Origin of the sequence: Streptomyces sp. NPDC090445 (genome assembly GCF_044769385.1) — a bacterium.
GTDB lineage: Bacteria > Actinomycetota > Actinomycetes > Streptomycetales > Streptomycetaceae > Streptomyces.
Map to the genome: position 1 here is coordinate 111,609 of NZ_JBIVXV010000010.1, position 16,490 is coordinate 128,098.

Consider the following 16,490-nt stretch of genomic DNA (forward strand, 5'->3'; position numbering starts at 1 on the left):
CCAAATGGTCACGGCCTTTTGTTGCGCACGCCACACCGCATAAGCCAGCCTTCGGGCCAAACAGACATAAGGGGCTTCGGCGGACAAGCCGCCGAAGCCCCTTGAATCACCCGCCGGTTGCCGCGGGCGGAGGACGCCGTCAGTTGGTGACGACGGTGACCTCGCCGATCCCGAGGGCCCGCACGGGCTCCTCGATCTGCGCGGCATCACCCACCAGCACGGTGACCAGGCGGTCCACCGGGAAGGCCTTCACCACCGCCGTGGTCGCCTCCACCGTGCCCGTCGCGGCCAGCTGCGCGTACAACTGCGCCTGGTAGTCGTCCGGGAGCTGCTGCTCCACCTGGTCCGCCAGCGTGCCGGCGACGGCCGCGGCCGTCTCGAACTTCAGCGGGGCCACGCCCACCAGGTTCTGCACGGCGACGTCCCGCTCGGCATCGGTCAGGCCGCCCTCGGCGAGGGTGCGCAGCACCTTCCACAGGTCGTCCAGGGCCGGGCCCGTGTTGGGGGTGTCCACCGAGCCGCTGATGGCGAGCATCGAGGCGCCCCGGCCGTCGGCCGTGGAGCGCAGCACCTGGCCGAAGGCGCGCACGCCGTAGGTGTAGCCCTTCTCCTCGCGCAGGACCTTGTCCAGGCGCGAGGTGAGGGTGCCGCCCAGGCAGTACGTGCCGAGCACCTGCGCCGCCCACACCGTGTCGTGCCGGTCCGGCCCGATCCGGCCGATGAGCAGCTGCGTCTGCACCGCTCCGGGCCGGTCGACGATGACCACGCGGCCGGTGTCGTCGGCAGTGACCGGCGGCACCTCCGCCTGCCGGCCCGCGGTGCCGGTCCAGGCGCCCAGGGTGTCCGCCAGCACGGCGTCCAGGTCGATTCCGGTCAGGTCGCCGACGACCACCGCGGTCGCGGTGGCGGGGCGCAGGTGGGCCTCGTAGAAGGCGCGCACGGCCGCGGAGTCGATCCGGGCCACCGTCTCCTCGGTGCCCTGGCGCGGGCGGGACATCCGCAGGTCGGCCGGGAAGAGCCGGCGGTAGAGCTCCTTGGCGGCGCGGCGCTGCGGGTTGGCCAGCTCGTGCGGGATCTCGTCGAGGCGGTTGCGGACCAGGCGGTCGACCTCGCTGTCGGCGAAGGCGGGCGCCCGCAGGGCCTCGGCGAGCAGGCCCATGGCCCTCGGCAGCCGGGAGACGGGGACCTCCAGGGAGACGCGCACGCCCGAGTGGTCGGCGTGCGCGTCGAGGGTGGCTCCGCAGCGCTCCAGCTCGGCGGCGAACTCCTCGGCGGTGTGCTTGTCGGTGCCCTCCGACAGGGCGCGGGCCATGATCGTGGCCACGCCGTCCAGGCCCGCCGGCTCGGCGTCCAGCGGGGCGGTGAGGTTGACCTCGACGGCCACCACCTGCTGGCCCGGCCGGTGGCAGCGCAGCACGGTCATGCCGTTGGGCAGGGAGCCGCGCTCGGGGGCCGGGAAGGCCCACGGCCGGGGCCGGCCGGCCTGGGGGCGCGGGTGGAAGGTCATCGTGACGGCTGCGTTGTCGCTCACTGCTCCGCCCCCTCGTTCTCGTTCTCGGTCGCGTCGGCGTCTTGTGCGGCGTCGGCGCCTTCGGCGGCGTCGGCCGCGAGGGGCTCGTACACCAGCACCGCGCGGTTGTCGGGGCGCAGCCGGGCCGCGGCCACGGCCTGCACCTCCTCGGCGGTGATGTCGAGGAGCCGCTCCACGGCGGTCAGTGCCAGCTGCGGATCGCCGAACAGCACCGCGAAGCGGCACAGTTCGTCGGCGCGGCCGGACACCGTGCACAGCCGGTCCAGCCACTCGCGCTCCAGCTGGGCCTGCGCGCGCTCCATCTCCTCGGCGGTCGGGCCCTCGGCGGCGAACCGCGCGAGCTCGTCGTCCACGGCCGCCTCGATGGCGGGCACCTCGACCCCGCTGGAGGTCTTCACGTCCAGCCAGCCCAGGGAGGGCGCGCCGGCCAGGCGGAGCATGCCGAAGCCGGCCGCGACGGCCGTCTGGTCGCGGCGTACCAGGCGGTTGTGCAGGCGGGAGGACTCGCCGCCGCCCAGGATGGTCAGGGCCACGTCCGCGGCGTCGCACTCGCGCGTGCCGTCGTGCGGGAGCCGGTAGGCGGCCATCAGCGCGCGGGCGGGGACGTCCTCGACGATCTCCTCGCGGAGCTCGCCGCCCATGGTGTCCGGCAGCGTGCCGTCGCGCGGCGGCTGCTTGCCGTCGTGGCCGGGGATGGTGCCGAAGTACTTCTCGATCCAGGCGAGCGTCTCGACGGGGTCGATGTCGCCGACGACCGACAGCACCGCGTTGTTGGGCGCATAGTAGGTGCCGAAGAACGCACGCGCGTCCTCCAGCGAGGCCGCGTCCAGGTCGGCCATCGAGCCGATCGGGGTGTGGTGGTACGGGTGGGGCTGGGGGTAGGCGAGCGCCGTGAGCCGCTCGAACGCCGTGCCGTAGGGGACGTTGTCGTAGCGCTGGCGGCGCTCGTTCTTGACGACGTCGCGCTGGTTCTCCATGGACTCGTCGTCCAGGGCGGCCAGCAGCGAGCCCATCCGGTCCGCCTCCAGCCACAGGGCGAGCTCCAGCTGGTGGGCCGGCATGGTCTCGAAGTAGTTGGTGCGCTCGAAGCTCGTCGTACCGTTCAGGGACCCGCCCGCACCCTGGACCATCTCGAAGTGCCCGTTGCCGGGTACGCTCGCGGAGCCCTGGAACATCAGGTGCTCGAAGAGGTGAGCCAGACCGGTGCGTCCCTTGACTTCGTGGCGCGAGCCGACGTCGTACCAGAGGCAGACCGCGGCGACCGGGGTCAGGTGATCCTCGGACAGCACCACGCGCAGGCCGTTGGCCAGCCGGTGTTCCGTCGCTGTCAGGCCTCCGGAGCCGGCCTGGGATGTGGCCGTGTGACCCATGGGCATGTGGTCCCTTCGATCGCGATGCAGAGAATTCCGTCAGACCTGCCACTGTATGCAAGCGCGCCGGGCACCGTAGAAGTTCCCGCCGCACGCCTGGGTCGGAGTCGGGCCTGTCGGTGCCTCGGGACACAATGGTCGCGACGACCCACGTCAGCCCCTGTCACCAGACCGGCCGATCCGCCGGAACCAGCCGGACCCGTCCGACCCAGCCAGACCCCCAGCACACCTTCTTTCTTGGTTAAGGAGCCGCGCAGCGATGGCCCGCCGCAGCACGAAGACCCCGCCGCCGGAGGAGTTCGAGGAGAACATCCTCGACATCGACGTCGTCGACGAGATGCAGGGCTCCTTCCTCGAGTACGCGTACTCGGTGATCTACTCCCGCGCCCTGCCCGACGCCCGGGACGGCATGAAGCCGGTGCACCGGCGCATCGTCTACCAGATGAACGAAATGGGCCTGCGCCCCGACCGCGGCTACGTGAAGTGCGCCCGCGTCGTCGGCGAGGTCATGGGCAAGCTCCACCCGCACGGCGACGCGTCGATCTACGACGCCCTCGTGCGCATGGCCCAGCCCTTCTCCATGCGGCTCCCGCTGGTCGACGGCCACGGCAACTTCGGTTCGCTGGGCAACGACGACCCGCCGGCCGCCATGCGCTACACCGAGTGCCGCATGGCCGACGCCACGTCGCTGATGACGGAGTCGATCGACGAGGACACCGTCGACTTCACCGCCAACTACGACGGCCAGGAGCGGGAGCCGGTCGCGCTGCCCGCCGCCTACCCGAACCTGCTGGTCAACGGCGCATCCGGGATCGCGGTCGGCATGGCGACCAACATGCCCCCGCACAACCTGGGCGAGGTCATCGCCGCCGCCCGCCACCTGATCCGCTACCCGCACGCGGACCTGGAGGCGCTGATGCGCTTCGTGCCGGGTCCGGACCTGCCCACCGGCGGCAAGATCGTGGGCCTGTCGGGGGTCAAGGACGCCTACGAGAAGGGCCGCGGCACCTTCAAGATCCGCGCGACGGTGTCGGTGGAGGACGTCTCCGCGCGCCGCAAGGGCCTGGTCGTCACCGAACTGCCCTTCACCGTCGGCCCCGAGAAGGTCGTCGCGAAGATCAAGGACCTGGTCGGCTCGAAGAAGCTGCAGGGCATCGCCGACGTCAAGGACCTCACCGACCGCGCCCACGGCCTGCGCCTGGTCATCGAGATCAAGAACGGCTTCCACCCGGAGGCCGTCCTGGAGCAGCTCTACAAGCTGACGCCGATGGAGGAGTCCTTCGGCATCAACAACGTCGCCCTGGTCGACGGCCAGCCGCTGACGCTGGGCCTGAAGGAGCTGCTGGAGGTCTACCTCGACCACCGCTTCGAGGTCGTGCGCCGGCGCAGCGAGTTCCGCCGCAGCAAGCGCCGCGACCGGCTGCACCTGGTCGAGGGCCTGCTGGTGGCCCTCCTCGACATCGACGAGGTCATCCGGATCATCCGGGACAGCGACAACTCGGCCCAGGCCAAGGAGCGGCTCATGGAGCGCTTCTCCCTGAGCGAGGTCCAGACCCAGTACATCCTGGACACCCCGCTGCGCCGCCTGACCCGCTTCGACCGCATCGAGCTGGAATCCGAGCGCGACCGCCTGACCACCGAGATCGAGGAACTGACCCGGATCCTGGAGTCCGACGCCGAGCTGCGCAAGCTGGTCTCCGCGGAACTGGCCTCGGTCGCGAAGAAGTTCGGCACCGAGCGGCGTACGGTCCTGCTGGAGTCGGCGGGCACCGCCGTCGCGGCGGTCCCCCTGGAGGTCGCGGACGACCCGTGCCGCGTCCTGCTGTCCTCGACGGGCCTGCTGGCGCGGACGGCCACCGGCGACCCGGTGGTCGCGGAGGAGGGCGGCGCCCGCTCCAGGCACGACCTGATCGTCTCGCAGGTGGCGGCCACGGCCCGCGGCGACATCGGGGCGGTCACCTCCCACGGGCGGCTGCTGCGGCTGCCGGTGATCGACCTGCCGCAGCTCCCGGACACGCACGCCGCGCCGAACCTGGCGGGCGGCGCCGCGCTGACCGAGTTCCTCTCCGGGCTGGCACCCGACGAGAAGGTGGTCTGCCTGACCACGCTCGACGAGTCCGCGCAGGGCCTGGCGCTCGGCACCGAGCAGGGCGTGGTCAAGCGCGTCGTGCCCGACTACCCGGCCAACAAGGACGAGCTGGAGGTCATCACCCTCAAGGACGGCGACCGCATCGTCGGCGCGGTCGAGCTGCGCACCGGCGAGGAGGACCTGGTCTTCATCACCGACGACGCCCAGCTGCTGCGCTACCCGGCGGGCCAGGTGCGCCCGCAGGGCCGCCCGGCCGGCGGCATGGCGGGCATCAAGCTCTCCGCCGGCGCCAAGGTGATCCACTTCTCGGCGGTGGACCCGGCGCGGGACGCCCTGGTGCTCACGGTGGCCGGCGCGCACGACACGCTGGACGGATCGATGCAGTCCGGGAAGCTGACCCCGTTCGACCAGTTCCCGCGCAAGGGCCGCGCCACCGGCGGCGTCCGCTGCCAGCGGTTCCTGAAGGGCGAGGAGCTCCTGACCCTGGCGTGGGCCGGGAACGCACCGGCCCGCGCCGCCGCCGCCAACGGGACTCCGGCCGAACTGCCGGCCGTGGACCCGCGCCGCGACGGCTCGGGGACCGCGCTGCCCGCGGTGGTCACCGTGCTGGCGGGAGCCGCGCTGTAGGACGTACGACGGCGTCCGGGTGGTACGACCGAGGGGACGTACCACCCGAATGCCGACTAGTGTTTCCCCTCCAGGGGTTGGCGGGGGGAGTACACAGCTGATGAGTCGTCGGTCGGGCGGATTGATCGGAACCTGGGCCGAGGCCCAGCGCCGGCAGCAGCAGACGCAGCTGATCCAGCATCGGGAGGCGGAGCGCCGGCAGCGCGCCCACGAGCGGGAGGCGAACCGGAGCCACCGCCAGTACCGCGAGGCCGAGGCCCTGCGGCGCACGGCGCAACTCGACGCCGAGGTCGCCGCCCTCAAGGGCCTGCTGGTCGCGGGCTGCCGGACACCGGCGTTCCGCATGGCCTCCCTGGTCCGGTCCGAGCAACCGGAGCCGTTCAACCCCGGGACCCTGGCGCAGCCCGTGCCGCTGCCCCGCATCGAGGACTTCCAGCACCGGAGCAGCGGCTGGACGCTCGGCTCGAACCACCGGGCGCAGGCGGAGCGCGAGGCACACGCCCGGTACACCCAGGCCTGGCAGGCCGCGAACGCCGCGGAGGCCCAGCGGCAGCAGCAGCTGGCGGCGTACCGGCAGCAGTACGACCGGTGGGCGGCGGAGCAGCTCGCCGGAGTCCGGGCGCACAACAGCGGGCTCGCCGAGCTGGCCGACGCCCTGCGCTCGGGCGATGCCGAGGCGGCCGTGGAGTACTTCTCGGCCGCCCTGTACGCCTCGACGGCCTGGCCCGAGGCGCTGCCGAGGCAGGTGGCGGCCGCGTACGACCCCGCCGCGCGCCAGCTGGTCCTGGACTGGGAGCTGCCCGGGTACGCGGTGGTGCCGGAGGCCAGGGCCGTGCAGTACATGCCGAGCACGGACCAGGACAAGGTGAAGCCCCGCCCGGTCACGGAGCGGCGGGCGCTGTACCGGGACCTGGTGGCGCAGTGCATGCTGCTGGTGGTGCGCGAGCTGTACGCGGCGGACGAGTTCGGGGTACTGGACTCCGTCCTGGTCAACGGCTTCGTGGACTGCCACGATCCGGCGACGGGGCAGGAGGCGCGGTTCGTGCTCGCCACGGTGCCGGCGGCGCGCAGCGCTTTCGCGGGGCTGCGGCTGGAGCAGGTCAGCGCGGTGGATTGCCTGGTGTCGGGGTTGGGCGGGCAGCTGTCGGCGCGCCCCGACCAGCGGACGGCGGTGCGCCCCGGGCGCCGGCCGGACGAGGTGGGCGGAGGCGTCGTCAGCCACGGCGGGCACGCGGACGGCGCGGACGAGGACGAGCCGGACCTGTTCGCGATGGACCCGATCGACTTCGAGAACCTGGTCGCGGAGCTGTTCCGGGCGATGGGCATGGAGGCGGTGACCACGCAGCGGTCCGGTGACGGCGGGGTGGACGTGGAGGCGCTGGACCCGGCGCCGATCCGGGGCGGGCGGATCGTGGTGCAGGTCAAGCGCTACCGGAACACGGTGCCGCCGACAGCTGTGCGCGATCTGTACGGCACGGTCCAGGACAAGGGGGCGAACAAGGGGGTGCTGGTCACCACCGCGTCCTTCGGGCCCGGGTCGTACACCTTTGCCAACGGCAAGCCGCTGGAACTGGTTCCCGGGACCGACCTGGTGGACCTGCTGCACCAGCACGGGCTGCGGGGGCGGCTCGGCCCGGCCGGGGGCGCCGCGGCCGGTGCACCGGGCCGGAGGGCGGCCGGACGCGCTCCCGGGAACGCCGCCGCCGGCACCACCGGTGCCGCCGCTGCCGCTGATGCCCCCGCCCCGGACCACAACGTGCTGGGCATGTCCTGGACCGGCTCGGTCGCGCTGGACGTGTGCGCGCTGGTCTGCCAGGGCGGGCGGGTGCTGAGCGAGGACCACTTCGTCTTCTTCAACAACCCGAGGACCCCGGACGGTTCCGTGCGCGCCCGCGCGCACGCGGCCCCCGACAAGGCCGCGCTGGAGGTCTCCTTCGACGCGCTGCCGCAGCCCGCGGACCGGCTGGTCCTGGTCGCCGCGGTCGACCCGGAGGCCGATCCGCACGCCGACCTGGCCGGCTTCACCGATGCCCGGATCCGGCTGCTCGCCGCCGACGGCACCGAGCTCGGCACGCTGGACGTCTCCGACGGCCGGCCGGGCGAAACCGCCCTGGTCCTGGGCTCGTTCCGGCGCCGCGCCAACGGCGACTGGGACTTCGTGGCCGGCGGCAAGGGCTACCGCGGCGGCCTGACGGACCTCTTGGGCGACCACGGCGTCGAGGTCGCCTGAGCGGGGTCGGCGGGGGCTTCCGCCGGGCGCGTCCGCGCGGGGATCAGACCTCCGCGGGCTGCGAAGACCCGAACCCAGCTTCGGTCTCGGGCTCGGGCTCGTCCTCCGCGTCGCGGCCGGTCCCGTCCGGGTCCCCTACGAGGTCCTCGAACCCTCCCTCGGCTGCCCCGGCCGCGGTCCCGTCGCCGTCGCCGTCGCCGTCCCCGTCGCCGTCCTCGGTGTGCGGGGGCCGGGCGACGTACCGAAGGACGCCCCACATGGCCTCCGGGCCCGCGTCCTGCGGCGACGGCTCGCGGCAGGACTCCAACCCGCGCAGCAGGGCGGGGCCGTCGGTGCCGGACCCGATCAGGACGAGCCGGGTCAGCCGCGGCTCGTCCCGGCCCCAGGGGCCGGGGGCGAAGCGGAGGAACCGGCCCACGGCGTGGACCTCGTAGCGCTCCTCGTGGCCGGGGACGCCGAAGTGGACGAAGCCCTTGATCCGGTAGAGCCCGGCGGGGCGGCTGTCGAGGAAGTCGATGAACCGCCGCGGGCTCAGGGCCTGCTCGGAGACGAACTCCGTGCTCTCGTACAGCGTGTGGGCGTGGCCGCAGTGGCCCGCGCACCCGCTGTGGTCGGAGCCGCCGGCTCCGTCGGCGTCACCGGTGTCCCCGTCACCGGTGTCCCCCTCTCGGGCGTCCCGGGCCTCGGCGATGAGGTCCTCGAAGGAGAGCTGGCCCCGCGTCTCGGTCCACGGGCGGCGGTCGAAGAGCAGCTCGGGGTCGATGCGGCCGTGGTCGGCGGCGGCGACGGGGGTGCCCGGGCACAGGGCGGCCAGTTCGGCCTCGATCCGGGCGCGCTCGGCCTCGTCGACGCGGTCGGTCTTGTTCAGCACCACCAGGTCCGCGGCGGCGAGGTGGCGGTCGGTCTCCGGGTGGCGGGACCGGGTCCCGTCGAACTCGGCGGCGTCCACGACCTGCACCAGGCCGCCGTACCGGATCGCCGGGTTCTCGCTGGCCACCAGCATCCGGATCATCTCCTGGGGCTCGGCCAGCCCGCTCGCCTCGATGACGATCACGTCGATGCGGTGGACGGGTGCGGAGAGCTTCTCCAGGTACGCGTCGAGCTCGCTGCCGTCGACGGCGCAGCACAGGCAGCCGCCGCCGAGGGAGACCATCGAGTCGCCGACCTGGCCGGCCACCGACATCGCGTCGATCTCGATGGACCCGAAGTCGTTGACGACGACGCCGATCCGGGTGCCGCCGCGGTTGGCCAGGAGGTGGTTGAGCAGGGTCGTCTTGCCGGATCCCAGGAATCCGGCGAGGACGACGACGGGGATGGGCGTGACGGACCGGTCGGGCTCGCTGCTGTTCACCAGGCCGATCGTACCCAGGCCGGAAGCGGAACCGGCTGGGGCGGCGGCGGCCCGACGTAGCGGGCGGCCGGACGGATGATTTTCGAGTCGGCTGCCTGTTCCAGGACGTTCGCGCTCCAGCCGACCACGCGGGCCGCGCAGAACGTGGGGGTGAACATCTCGCGCGGCAGCCCGCACAGCTCCATCACCACGCCCGCGTAGAACTCGACGTTCGTGTGCAGCTCCCGGCCCGGCTTGAGCTCGGCGAGGATCGCCTCCACCTGCCGCTCGACCTCCACGGCGAAGTCCACGAGCGGCCCGCCAAACCGCAGGGCGATGCCGCGCAGCATCCGCGAGCGCGGATCCTCGGTGCGGTACACCGGGTGGCCGAAGCCCATGATCCGGTCCCCGGCGAGCACCCGCTCGCGGATCCAGGGGTCGATCCGGTCGGCCGTCCCGATGGCGTCCAGGGTGTCCAGGGCCCGGCTGGGGGCGCCGCCGTGCAGCGGCCCGGAGAGCGCGCCGATCGCGCCGGTGAGGCAGGCGGCGACGTCCGCGCCGGTGGAGGCGATGACGCGGGCGGTGAAGGTCGAGGCGTTGAAGCCGTGGTCGACGGTGGAGATCAGGTACTGCTCGACGGCCCGCGCCCCGACCGGGTCCGGCTCCCGGCCCGTGAGCATGTACAGGTAGTTCGCGGCGTACGGGAGGTCGTCGCGCGGCTCGACCGGCTCCAGCCCCTGCCCGAGCCGGTGCAGGGCCGTGAGCAGGGTCGGTACGGCGGCGCAGGCGGCCAGCGCGTCGGCGGCCCGCCGCTCGGGGTCGAGGTCGTACACGGGCCGGAATCCCGCGGAGGCGCCCAGCAGGGAGAGCGCGGTCCGCAGTCCGGCGAGCGGGCCGGAGAGCGCGGTGGCCCGGGCGAGCGCGGGCAGGGCGTCGCGCACCTCGGCGGGCAGCCGGCGCAGCGGGGCGATCTCGGCGGCGAAGGCGGCCTGCTCGGCGGCGTCCGCCGGCAGGGTGCCGCGGAACATCAGGTGCCACACGTCTTCGAAGCTGCGGTGCTCGGCGAGCTCGACGGCCGAGTACTGGCGGTAGTGGTAGAAGCCCTCGCGGCCTCGGACGTCGCCGAGTCCGGTCTCGGTGACCACGACGCCCGCGAGTCCGCGGGGCACATCAACTGTCGTATCCATGGATCGACCATCCATGATGGATCAAATCCTTGTCAATGTTGATTCAATCAACATTGATAGCCTGCCTGTCATGGACGATCAGGCGCACGGCGGACGACGGCTCACCACCCGCCAGGCGGCGGAGCTGCTCGGGGTGAAACCCGCGACCGTGTACGCGTACGTCAGCCGCGGCCAGCTCACCAGCCGCCGCGACGCCGTGGGCCGCGGCAGCACCTTCGACGCGGCCGAGGTGGAGGCCCTGGCCCGGCGCAGCCGGCGCGAGGCCGCGGCCCCCGCGGCCGGGGAGCTCTCGGTACGGACCTCGCTCACCCTCATCGAGCCCGACCGGTACTGGTTCCGCGGCGTGGACGCCGTCGGGCTCGCCTCGCGGTACTGCTACGAGGAGGTCGCGGAGTGGCTCTGGACAGGGGCCCTGCCGCGCGGGGCCCGCTTCACGGCTCCCGACGGGCAGCTCACGGCCGCCCGGCACGCCGTGGCCGCCCTGCCCGAGCACGCCGGGCCGATCGACCGGCTGCGGGTGGCCACCGCCGCGGCCGCGGTGGCGGACCCGCTGCGCTTCGACCTGTCCGCGGAAGCCGTGCTCGGCTCCGCCCGCTGCCTGATCCCGACCCTGGTCGGCGCCCTGCCGGAGGTCGGGCGGGAGCCCGGCTCCCCGTCCGGGCAGCCGGACGGGGAGCGGACCGGAACTGCGGAAGGCGGGCTGCTGGCGGAGCGGCTGTGGCCCCGGCTGACCGCCCGGGAGCCGGAAGCGGCCGCCCTGGACGCCCTCGACCTGGCCCTCGCCCTGCTCATCGACCACGACCTGGCCGCCTCCACCCTGGCCGTACGGGTCGCCGCCTCGGCGCGGGCCCACCCGTACGCGGCGGTCTCCGCAGGACTGGGCGTCCTCGAAGGGCCGCTGCACGGCGCGGCCGGGCGGCTCGCCCACCGGACGCTGGCGGAGGTCCTGGAACGGGGCGCGGCCGCACCCGTCGTCGCCGACCACCTGCGGGCGGGGCGGCGCGTCCCCGGGCTCGGACACCGGCTGTACGCGGGCGAGGACCCCCGGGCCACGGCCCTGTTCGCCCGGCTGGAGGGCGTGCCGGCGGCCCGGCCGGCGCTGGCGGCCGCCCGGGAGCTGGTCGCCACGACGGCCGCGCGGCAGGACGGGCTGCACGCCAATGTGGACCTGGCCCTGGCCGTGCTGACGGTGTCCTGCGGCATGCCGGCGGAGGCCGGGGAGACCGTGTTCGCCGTGGCCCGGACCGCGGGCTGGATGGCGCACGCCCTGGAGGAGTACGAGGAGCGGCCGCTGCGCATGCGGCCGAGCGGCCAGTACCAGGGCCCGCGCCCGCCCCAGCCGATGCCCTGACGGGGCCGGAGCCCGGGATCCGGCACAGGGGCGGCAGGGTGGGGTGGGCCACAGCCGGCGCCCGGGGCAGGAGGAGCCATTCCGCTTGTGCCGAAGCGGGCCTACGGTTGCTGGTCATGCGGTTCCTCTCCATGAGCGCTCGGCGCATCGGGCTGCCCAGACGGGCCGTCTCGCAGATCCTGCTCACCCAGCTGGCCATCGCCGCCGGTGTCGCCGTGCTGGCCACGGGGCTCTTCCTGGCCCCGCTCGGCGCCCAGCTCGACGACCAGGCCATGCGCCGCGCCCTGGCCATCGCCCAGAGCGCCGCCGCCGACCCGGCGCTGGCCGCCGGCCTGCTGGACTCCGGGCCGACCGCGGACGGCCCGGTGCAGGCCGGGGCCGAGCGGATCCGCCGGGCCACCGGTGCCGAGTACGTGGTCGTCATGGACCTCGACGGGATCCGCCGCTCACACCCCTCCCCCGACCGGATCGGCCTGCCCGTCTCCACCGACCCGAGCGACGTCCTCGCCGGCCGCGAGGTCATGGCGATCGACGACGGAACCCTGGGCCGCACCGCCCGCGGCAAGGTCCCGCTCGTCGCCGCCGACGGCGAGATCGTCGGCGCCGTCTCCGTCGGCATCGCCTACGACAGCGTCCGCGACCGGCTGCTCGGCGCCATCCCCGGCCTGCTGGCGTACGCGGGCGGCGCCCTGGCCGCGGGCGCCCTCGCCGCCTACCTGCTGTCCCGCCGGATCCAGCGCCAGACCCGCGACCTGGCCTTCTCCGATATCGCCGGACTGCTCGCCGAACGCGAGGCCATGCTGCACTCCATCCGCGAAGGAGTGATCGCCCTCGACCGCGCCGGCCGGATCCGGCTGGTCAACGACGAGGCCGCCCGCCTGCTGGGCCTCGCACCGGACAGCACCGGCACGCTCGCCGGCAGCCCCCTCGGCGAGGTGATCGGCGAGGGCCGCACCGCCGACGTCCTCACCGGCCGCGTCACGGGCCGGGACCTGCTCACCGTCCAGGGCTCCCGCGTCCTCGTCGCCAACCGAATGCCCACCGAGGACGGCGGGGCCGTGGCCACCCTGCGCGACCGCACCGAGCTGGAGCACCTGCGCCGCGAGCTCGACTCCACCCAGGGCCTGATCGACGCCCTCCGCGCACAGGACCACGAGCACGCCAACCGCCTCCACACCCTCCTCGGCCTGCTGGAGCTCGGCCTGCAGGAGGAGGCGGTGGAATTCGTGGCCGAGGTCGTCGGCGGCCACCGCAGCACCGCCGAACAGGTCACCGAGAAGGTCCGCGACCCCCTGCTGGCCGCCCTCCTGGTGGGCAAGGCGACCGTCGCGGCCGAGCGGGGCGTCCCCCTGCGCCTCGCCGACACCACGTTCCTCCCGGACCGCCTCGTCGACCCCGGCGGCCTCGTCACCATCACCGGCAACCTCGTGGACAACGCCCTGGACGCGGCGGCCGGGTCGGCCGCGCCCCTGGTGGAGGTCGAGCTGCGCTGCGAGGGCCGGACGGCGATCCTCCTCGTGCGCGACAGCGGACCCGGCGTCCCGGCCGCCCGCCGCGAGGAGATCTTCACCGAGGGCTGGTCGACCAAGCAGCCCGCGGCCCACCGCGAACGCGGCCTGGGGCTGGCCCTGGTACGCCGCCTCGCGGAGCGGCACGGCGGCACGGCCCGGGCCGGGGAAGCAGCGGACGGAGGGGCGGAGTTCTCCGTCGTACTCCCGGAGGCCCTGAGATGAGCGAGTCCCCGATCCACGTATTGGTCGTCGACGACGACATGCGTGTTGCCCTGATCAACGCGGCGTACGTGGCGAAGGTTCCCGGCTTCCGCGTCGCGGCCCGGGTCCATTCGGCGGCCGAGGCGCTGGACTTCCTCGCCTCCCACCCGGTGGACCTGATCCTCCTGGACCACTACCTCCCGGACGGCAGCGGCCTGGACCTGGTCCGTCGGCTGCGCCAGCTCGGCCACCGCACCGACGTGATCATGGTCACGGCCGCGCGCGACCTGGCCACCGTGCAGGCCGCGATGCGCCTCGGCGCCCTCCAGTACCTGGTCAAACCGTTCACCTTCGCCGGGCTGCGAACCCGGCTGGAGGCGTACGGGACCCTGCGCCGCACCCTGGAGACCGGCGGCGAGGCCGAACAGGCCGAGGTCGACCGGCTCTTCGGCGCCCTGGCCGCGGCAGGCTCCCCCAACGAGCTGCCGAAGGGGCACTCCCCCACGACCGCGGAACTGGTCCGCCGCGTCCTCCGCTCCGCCGAAGGCCCCCTGTCGACGCAGCAGATCGCCGACCGGGCCGGCATCAGCCGCCAGACCGCCCAGCGCTACCTCAAGCTCCTGGACCGCACGGGCCGGGTCACCCTGGCCCTGCGCTACGGCGAGACGGGCCGCCCGGAACACCTCTACTCCTGGCTGCCGGCCGACGGAACGTAGCCCCACCGCCCCACCCCGCCCCCGCGGGGCGCTCAGACGGCCCCGGCGCCGGTCAGGGCGCGGACCTCCGTCTCCGCGTACCGGGCCGCGTCGGCCTCCTCGGCGGAGGTGACCGTGCCCGCCCAGCCGGCGAGGAAGCCCAGCGGAATCGAGACCAGGCCCGGGTTCTGCAGCGGGAAGAGCTGGAAGTCCACCCCGGGGAAGAGGGAGTCCGGGCTGCCGGAGACCACCGGCGAGAGGATCACCAGCAGCACCGCCGGGACCAGGCCCCCGTACACCGACCAGACGGCGCCGCGCGTGGTGAAGCCGCGCCAGAACAGCGAGTACAGCAGCACGGGCAGGTTCGCCGAGGCCGCCACCGCGAAGGCGAGCCCGACCAGGAACGCCACGTTCAGGTCCTGGGCCAGCAGTCCGAGGGCGATCGCCACGGCCCCGATCCCGACGGCCGCGGTCTTGGCCACCGCGACCTCGCTGCGCTGGCGCGCGTGGCGGCGCTTGAGCGAGGCGTACAGGTCGTGGGCGACGGAGGCCGAGGAAGCGAGCGTGATCCCGGCGACGACGGCCAGGATGGTGGCGAAGGCGATCGCCGCCACGAGCGCGAACAGCACCGCGCCCCCGGTGGAGTCGGCCCCGCCGCCCAGGTACGCCGCGAGCAGCGGCACCGCCGTGTTCCCGGAGGCGTTGGAGGCCCGCACCTCGTCCGGGCCGACCAGCGCGGCCGCCCCGAAGCCGAGCACGATGGTCATCAGGTAGAAGCCGCCGATCAGGGCGATCGCCCACACCACCGAGCGGCGGGCCGCCCGCGCGGTCGGCACCGTGTAGAAGCGCGACAGGATGTGCGGGAGCCCGGCCGTGCCGAGGACCAGCGCCAGGCCGAGGCTCATGAAGTCGAAGCGGGAGGTCCAGTCGCCGCCGTACTTGAGCCCCGGGCCGAGGAACCGCAGCCCGTGCCCGCTGCGTTCGGCGGCCCTCGTCAGCAGCAGGTCGACGTTCCCGTGGAAGCGGGTCAGGACGAGCACGGTGAGGGTGACGGCCCCGCCCATGAGCAGGACGGCCTTCACGATCTGGATCCAGGTGGTGGCCCGCATTCCGCCGAAGGACACGTACACCACCATGAGCGCCCCGACCGCGATGACGGTGAGCGTCCGGGTGGCGGTGCCCGAGTCCCCGAGCAGCAGCCCCACGAGGCTGCCCGCGCCGACCATCTGCGCGACGAGGTAGAGCACCGAGACGGTGACCGAGGAGGTGCCGGCGGCGATCCGGACGGGCCGCTCGCGCATCCGCGCGGCGACGACGTCGGCGAGGGTGAAGCGCCCGCAGTTGCGGACCAGTTCGGCGACGAGGAACAGGACGACGAGCCAGGCGACGAGGAATCCCACGGAGTACAGCAGGCCGTCGTATCCGAACAGGGCGATGAGGCCGGAGATGCCGAGGAAGGACGCGGCGGACATGTAGTCGCCGGCGATGGCGAAACCGTTCTCCATCGGGGAGAACAGCCGCCCGCCCGCGTAGAACTCCTCCGCCGAGCCGCGCCGGTTGCGGCTGACCCATGTGGTGATGCCCAGGGTGACCGCGACGAAGAGGCTGAACAGCATCAGCGCGAGGGTCTGGTGCTCGGTGGTCACCGGCCGGCCCCCCGGCTCCGGTTCCGGGCGCGCGCCTGGTCCCGGTTCTGTTCGAAGACCGTCCAGCGCAGGTCCAGCGCGGCCCGGTCCCTGCGCCTGCGTGCGTGCCGGGCGTACGCCCAGGTCAGCAGGAAGGTGCTGAGGAACTGCCCGAGGCCGGCCAGCAGGGCCACGTTGACCGCGCCGGCGACGGGCCGGGCCATGAGGCCGGGCGCTGCCGTCGCCGCGACCACGTAGGCGACGTACCAGAGGAGGAATCCGGCGGTCGCCGGGACGACGAAGCCCCGGTAGCGGCTGCGGACCTCCTGGAAGGCGGCGCTGCGCTGCACTTCCAGGTAGATGCTGTCGGACGCCTCGGGCTCGGGCCCGCCGGCGCCGGCGGGCTGCCGCGGCGGTGTGCCGTCGTACCCGCCTTCGCCCTCGCCCCAGCCGACGGCGAGCGCGTCGTACCAGGGGTCGTCGAGCCGGATCGTTCCGGCGTCGGGACCTTTGTGCTTGTCCACCGAACTCTCCTTGTCCGCTGCCGCATTGGCGGCGTGGGCACAAGGATGAGTGGAATGGGCGGTTTCCGGACTGGTGTACCGGTGCTCTTCACTCCAACAGGTGATGAACCGGGAATTCCGGGGCTCCGGAAGCCGACGGGGCGGCTGCCGGCACCCGGGTTCGGTGCCGGCAGCCGCCCCTGGCGGTCAGACGTAGAGCTGTCGAACGTAGGACTGTCA

11 protein-coding genes are annotated in these 16,490 nt (G+C 73.7%); 5 read left to right on the forward strand and 6 right to left on the reverse strand.

All coding sequences use genetic code 11. From position 1 onward, the window contains the following. Positions 1–139: 139 nt before the first annotated feature. Together ACIQUT_RS21090 and ACIQUT_RS21095 are read right to left on the reverse strand one after the other, a co-directional pair. Positions 140–1,507, reverse strand: coding sequence for a M16 family metallopeptidase (locus tag ACIQUT_RS21090; protein WP_403564706.1), 1,368 nt, complete (start codon positions 1,505–1,507; stop codon positions 140–142). Between the two features lie 20 nt (positions 1,508–1,527). Further along, complete coding sequence (locus ACIQUT_RS21095) at positions 1,528–2,901, reverse strand: M16 family metallopeptidase (protein ID WP_403564573.1); 1,374 nt, start codon at positions 2,899–2,901, stop codon at positions 1,528–1,530. A 259-nt stretch (positions 2,902–3,160) separates the two neighbouring features. On the opposite strand from ACIQUT_RS21095, the gene ACIQUT_RS21100 reads away from it, so the two are divergent. Both ACIQUT_RS21100 and ACIQUT_RS21105 read left to right on the forward strand, forming a co-directional pair. Continuing rightward, the gene (locus ACIQUT_RS21100; protein ID WP_403564575.1) at positions 3,161–5,617 is read left to right on the forward strand and encodes a DNA topoisomerase (ATP-hydrolyzing) subunit A; all 2,457 of its coding nucleotides are present in this window, start codon (positions 3,161–3,163) and stop codon (positions 5,615–5,617) included. Between the two features lie 100 nt (positions 5,618–5,717). Beyond that, positions 5,718–7,847 (forward strand): restriction endonuclease, encoded by a 2,130-nt coding sequence (locus ACIQUT_RS21105; RefSeq protein WP_403564577.1) that lies wholly within the window; start codon positions 5,718–5,720, stop codon positions 7,845–7,847. Positions 7,848–7,890: 43 nt separating this feature from the next. On the opposite strand, the gene ACIQUT_RS21110 is transcribed toward ACIQUT_RS21105, so the two are convergent. Both ACIQUT_RS21110 and ACIQUT_RS21115 read right to left on the reverse strand, forming a co-directional pair. Continuing rightward, positions 7,891–9,198: a CobW family GTP-binding protein gene (locus tag ACIQUT_RS21110; RefSeq protein ID WP_403564579.1), complete on the reverse strand. Its 1,308-nt coding sequence runs from the start codon at positions 9,196–9,198 to the stop codon at positions 7,891–7,893. Next, the gene (locus ACIQUT_RS21115; protein ID WP_403564580.1) at positions 9,195–10,364 is read right to left on the reverse strand and encodes a citrate synthase; all 1,170 of its coding nucleotides are present in this window, start codon (positions 10,362–10,364) and stop codon (positions 9,195–9,197) included. The genes ACIQUT_RS21110 and ACIQUT_RS21115 overlap by 4 nt, the downstream gene beginning before the upstream one ends. Before the next feature lie 70 nt (positions 10,365–10,434). Between ACIQUT_RS21115 and ACIQUT_RS21120 the strand changes: the two genes are divergently transcribed. From ACIQUT_RS21120 to ACIQUT_RS21130, 3 genes are all read left to right on the forward strand, one after another. Further along, positions 10,435–11,715 (forward strand): citrate synthase, encoded by a 1,281-nt coding sequence (locus tag ACIQUT_RS21120; RefSeq protein ID WP_403564582.1) that lies wholly within the window; start codon positions 10,435–10,437, stop codon positions 11,713–11,715. 116 nt (positions 11,716–11,831) lie between these two features. Next, a complete protein-coding gene (locus tag ACIQUT_RS21125; RefSeq protein ID WP_403564583.1) occupies positions 11,832–13,448 on the forward strand; it encodes an ATP-binding protein in 1,617 nt (538 codons plus the stop codon). Then, positions 13,445–14,143 (forward strand): response regulator, encoded by a 699-nt coding sequence (locus tag ACIQUT_RS21130; RefSeq protein WP_403564584.1) that lies wholly within the window; start codon positions 13,445–13,447, stop codon positions 14,141–14,143. Before ACIQUT_RS21125 ends, ACIQUT_RS21130 begins: the two co-directional genes overlap by 4 nt. Positions 14,144–14,175: 32 nt before the next feature. On the opposite strand, the gene ACIQUT_RS21135 is transcribed toward ACIQUT_RS21130, so the two are convergent. Next, on the reverse strand, positions 14,176–15,768 hold the full coding sequence (locus ACIQUT_RS21135; protein ID WP_403564586.1) for a cation acetate symporter: 1,593 nt from the start codon (positions 15,766–15,768) through the stop codon (positions 14,176–14,178). Further along, a complete protein-coding gene (locus tag ACIQUT_RS21140; protein WP_403564587.1) occupies positions 15,765–16,271 on the reverse strand; it encodes a DUF485 domain-containing protein in 507 nt (168 codons plus the stop codon). The genes ACIQUT_RS21135 and ACIQUT_RS21140 overlap by 4 nt, the downstream gene beginning before the upstream one ends. Between the last annotated feature and the right edge of the window lie 219 nt (positions 16,272–16,490).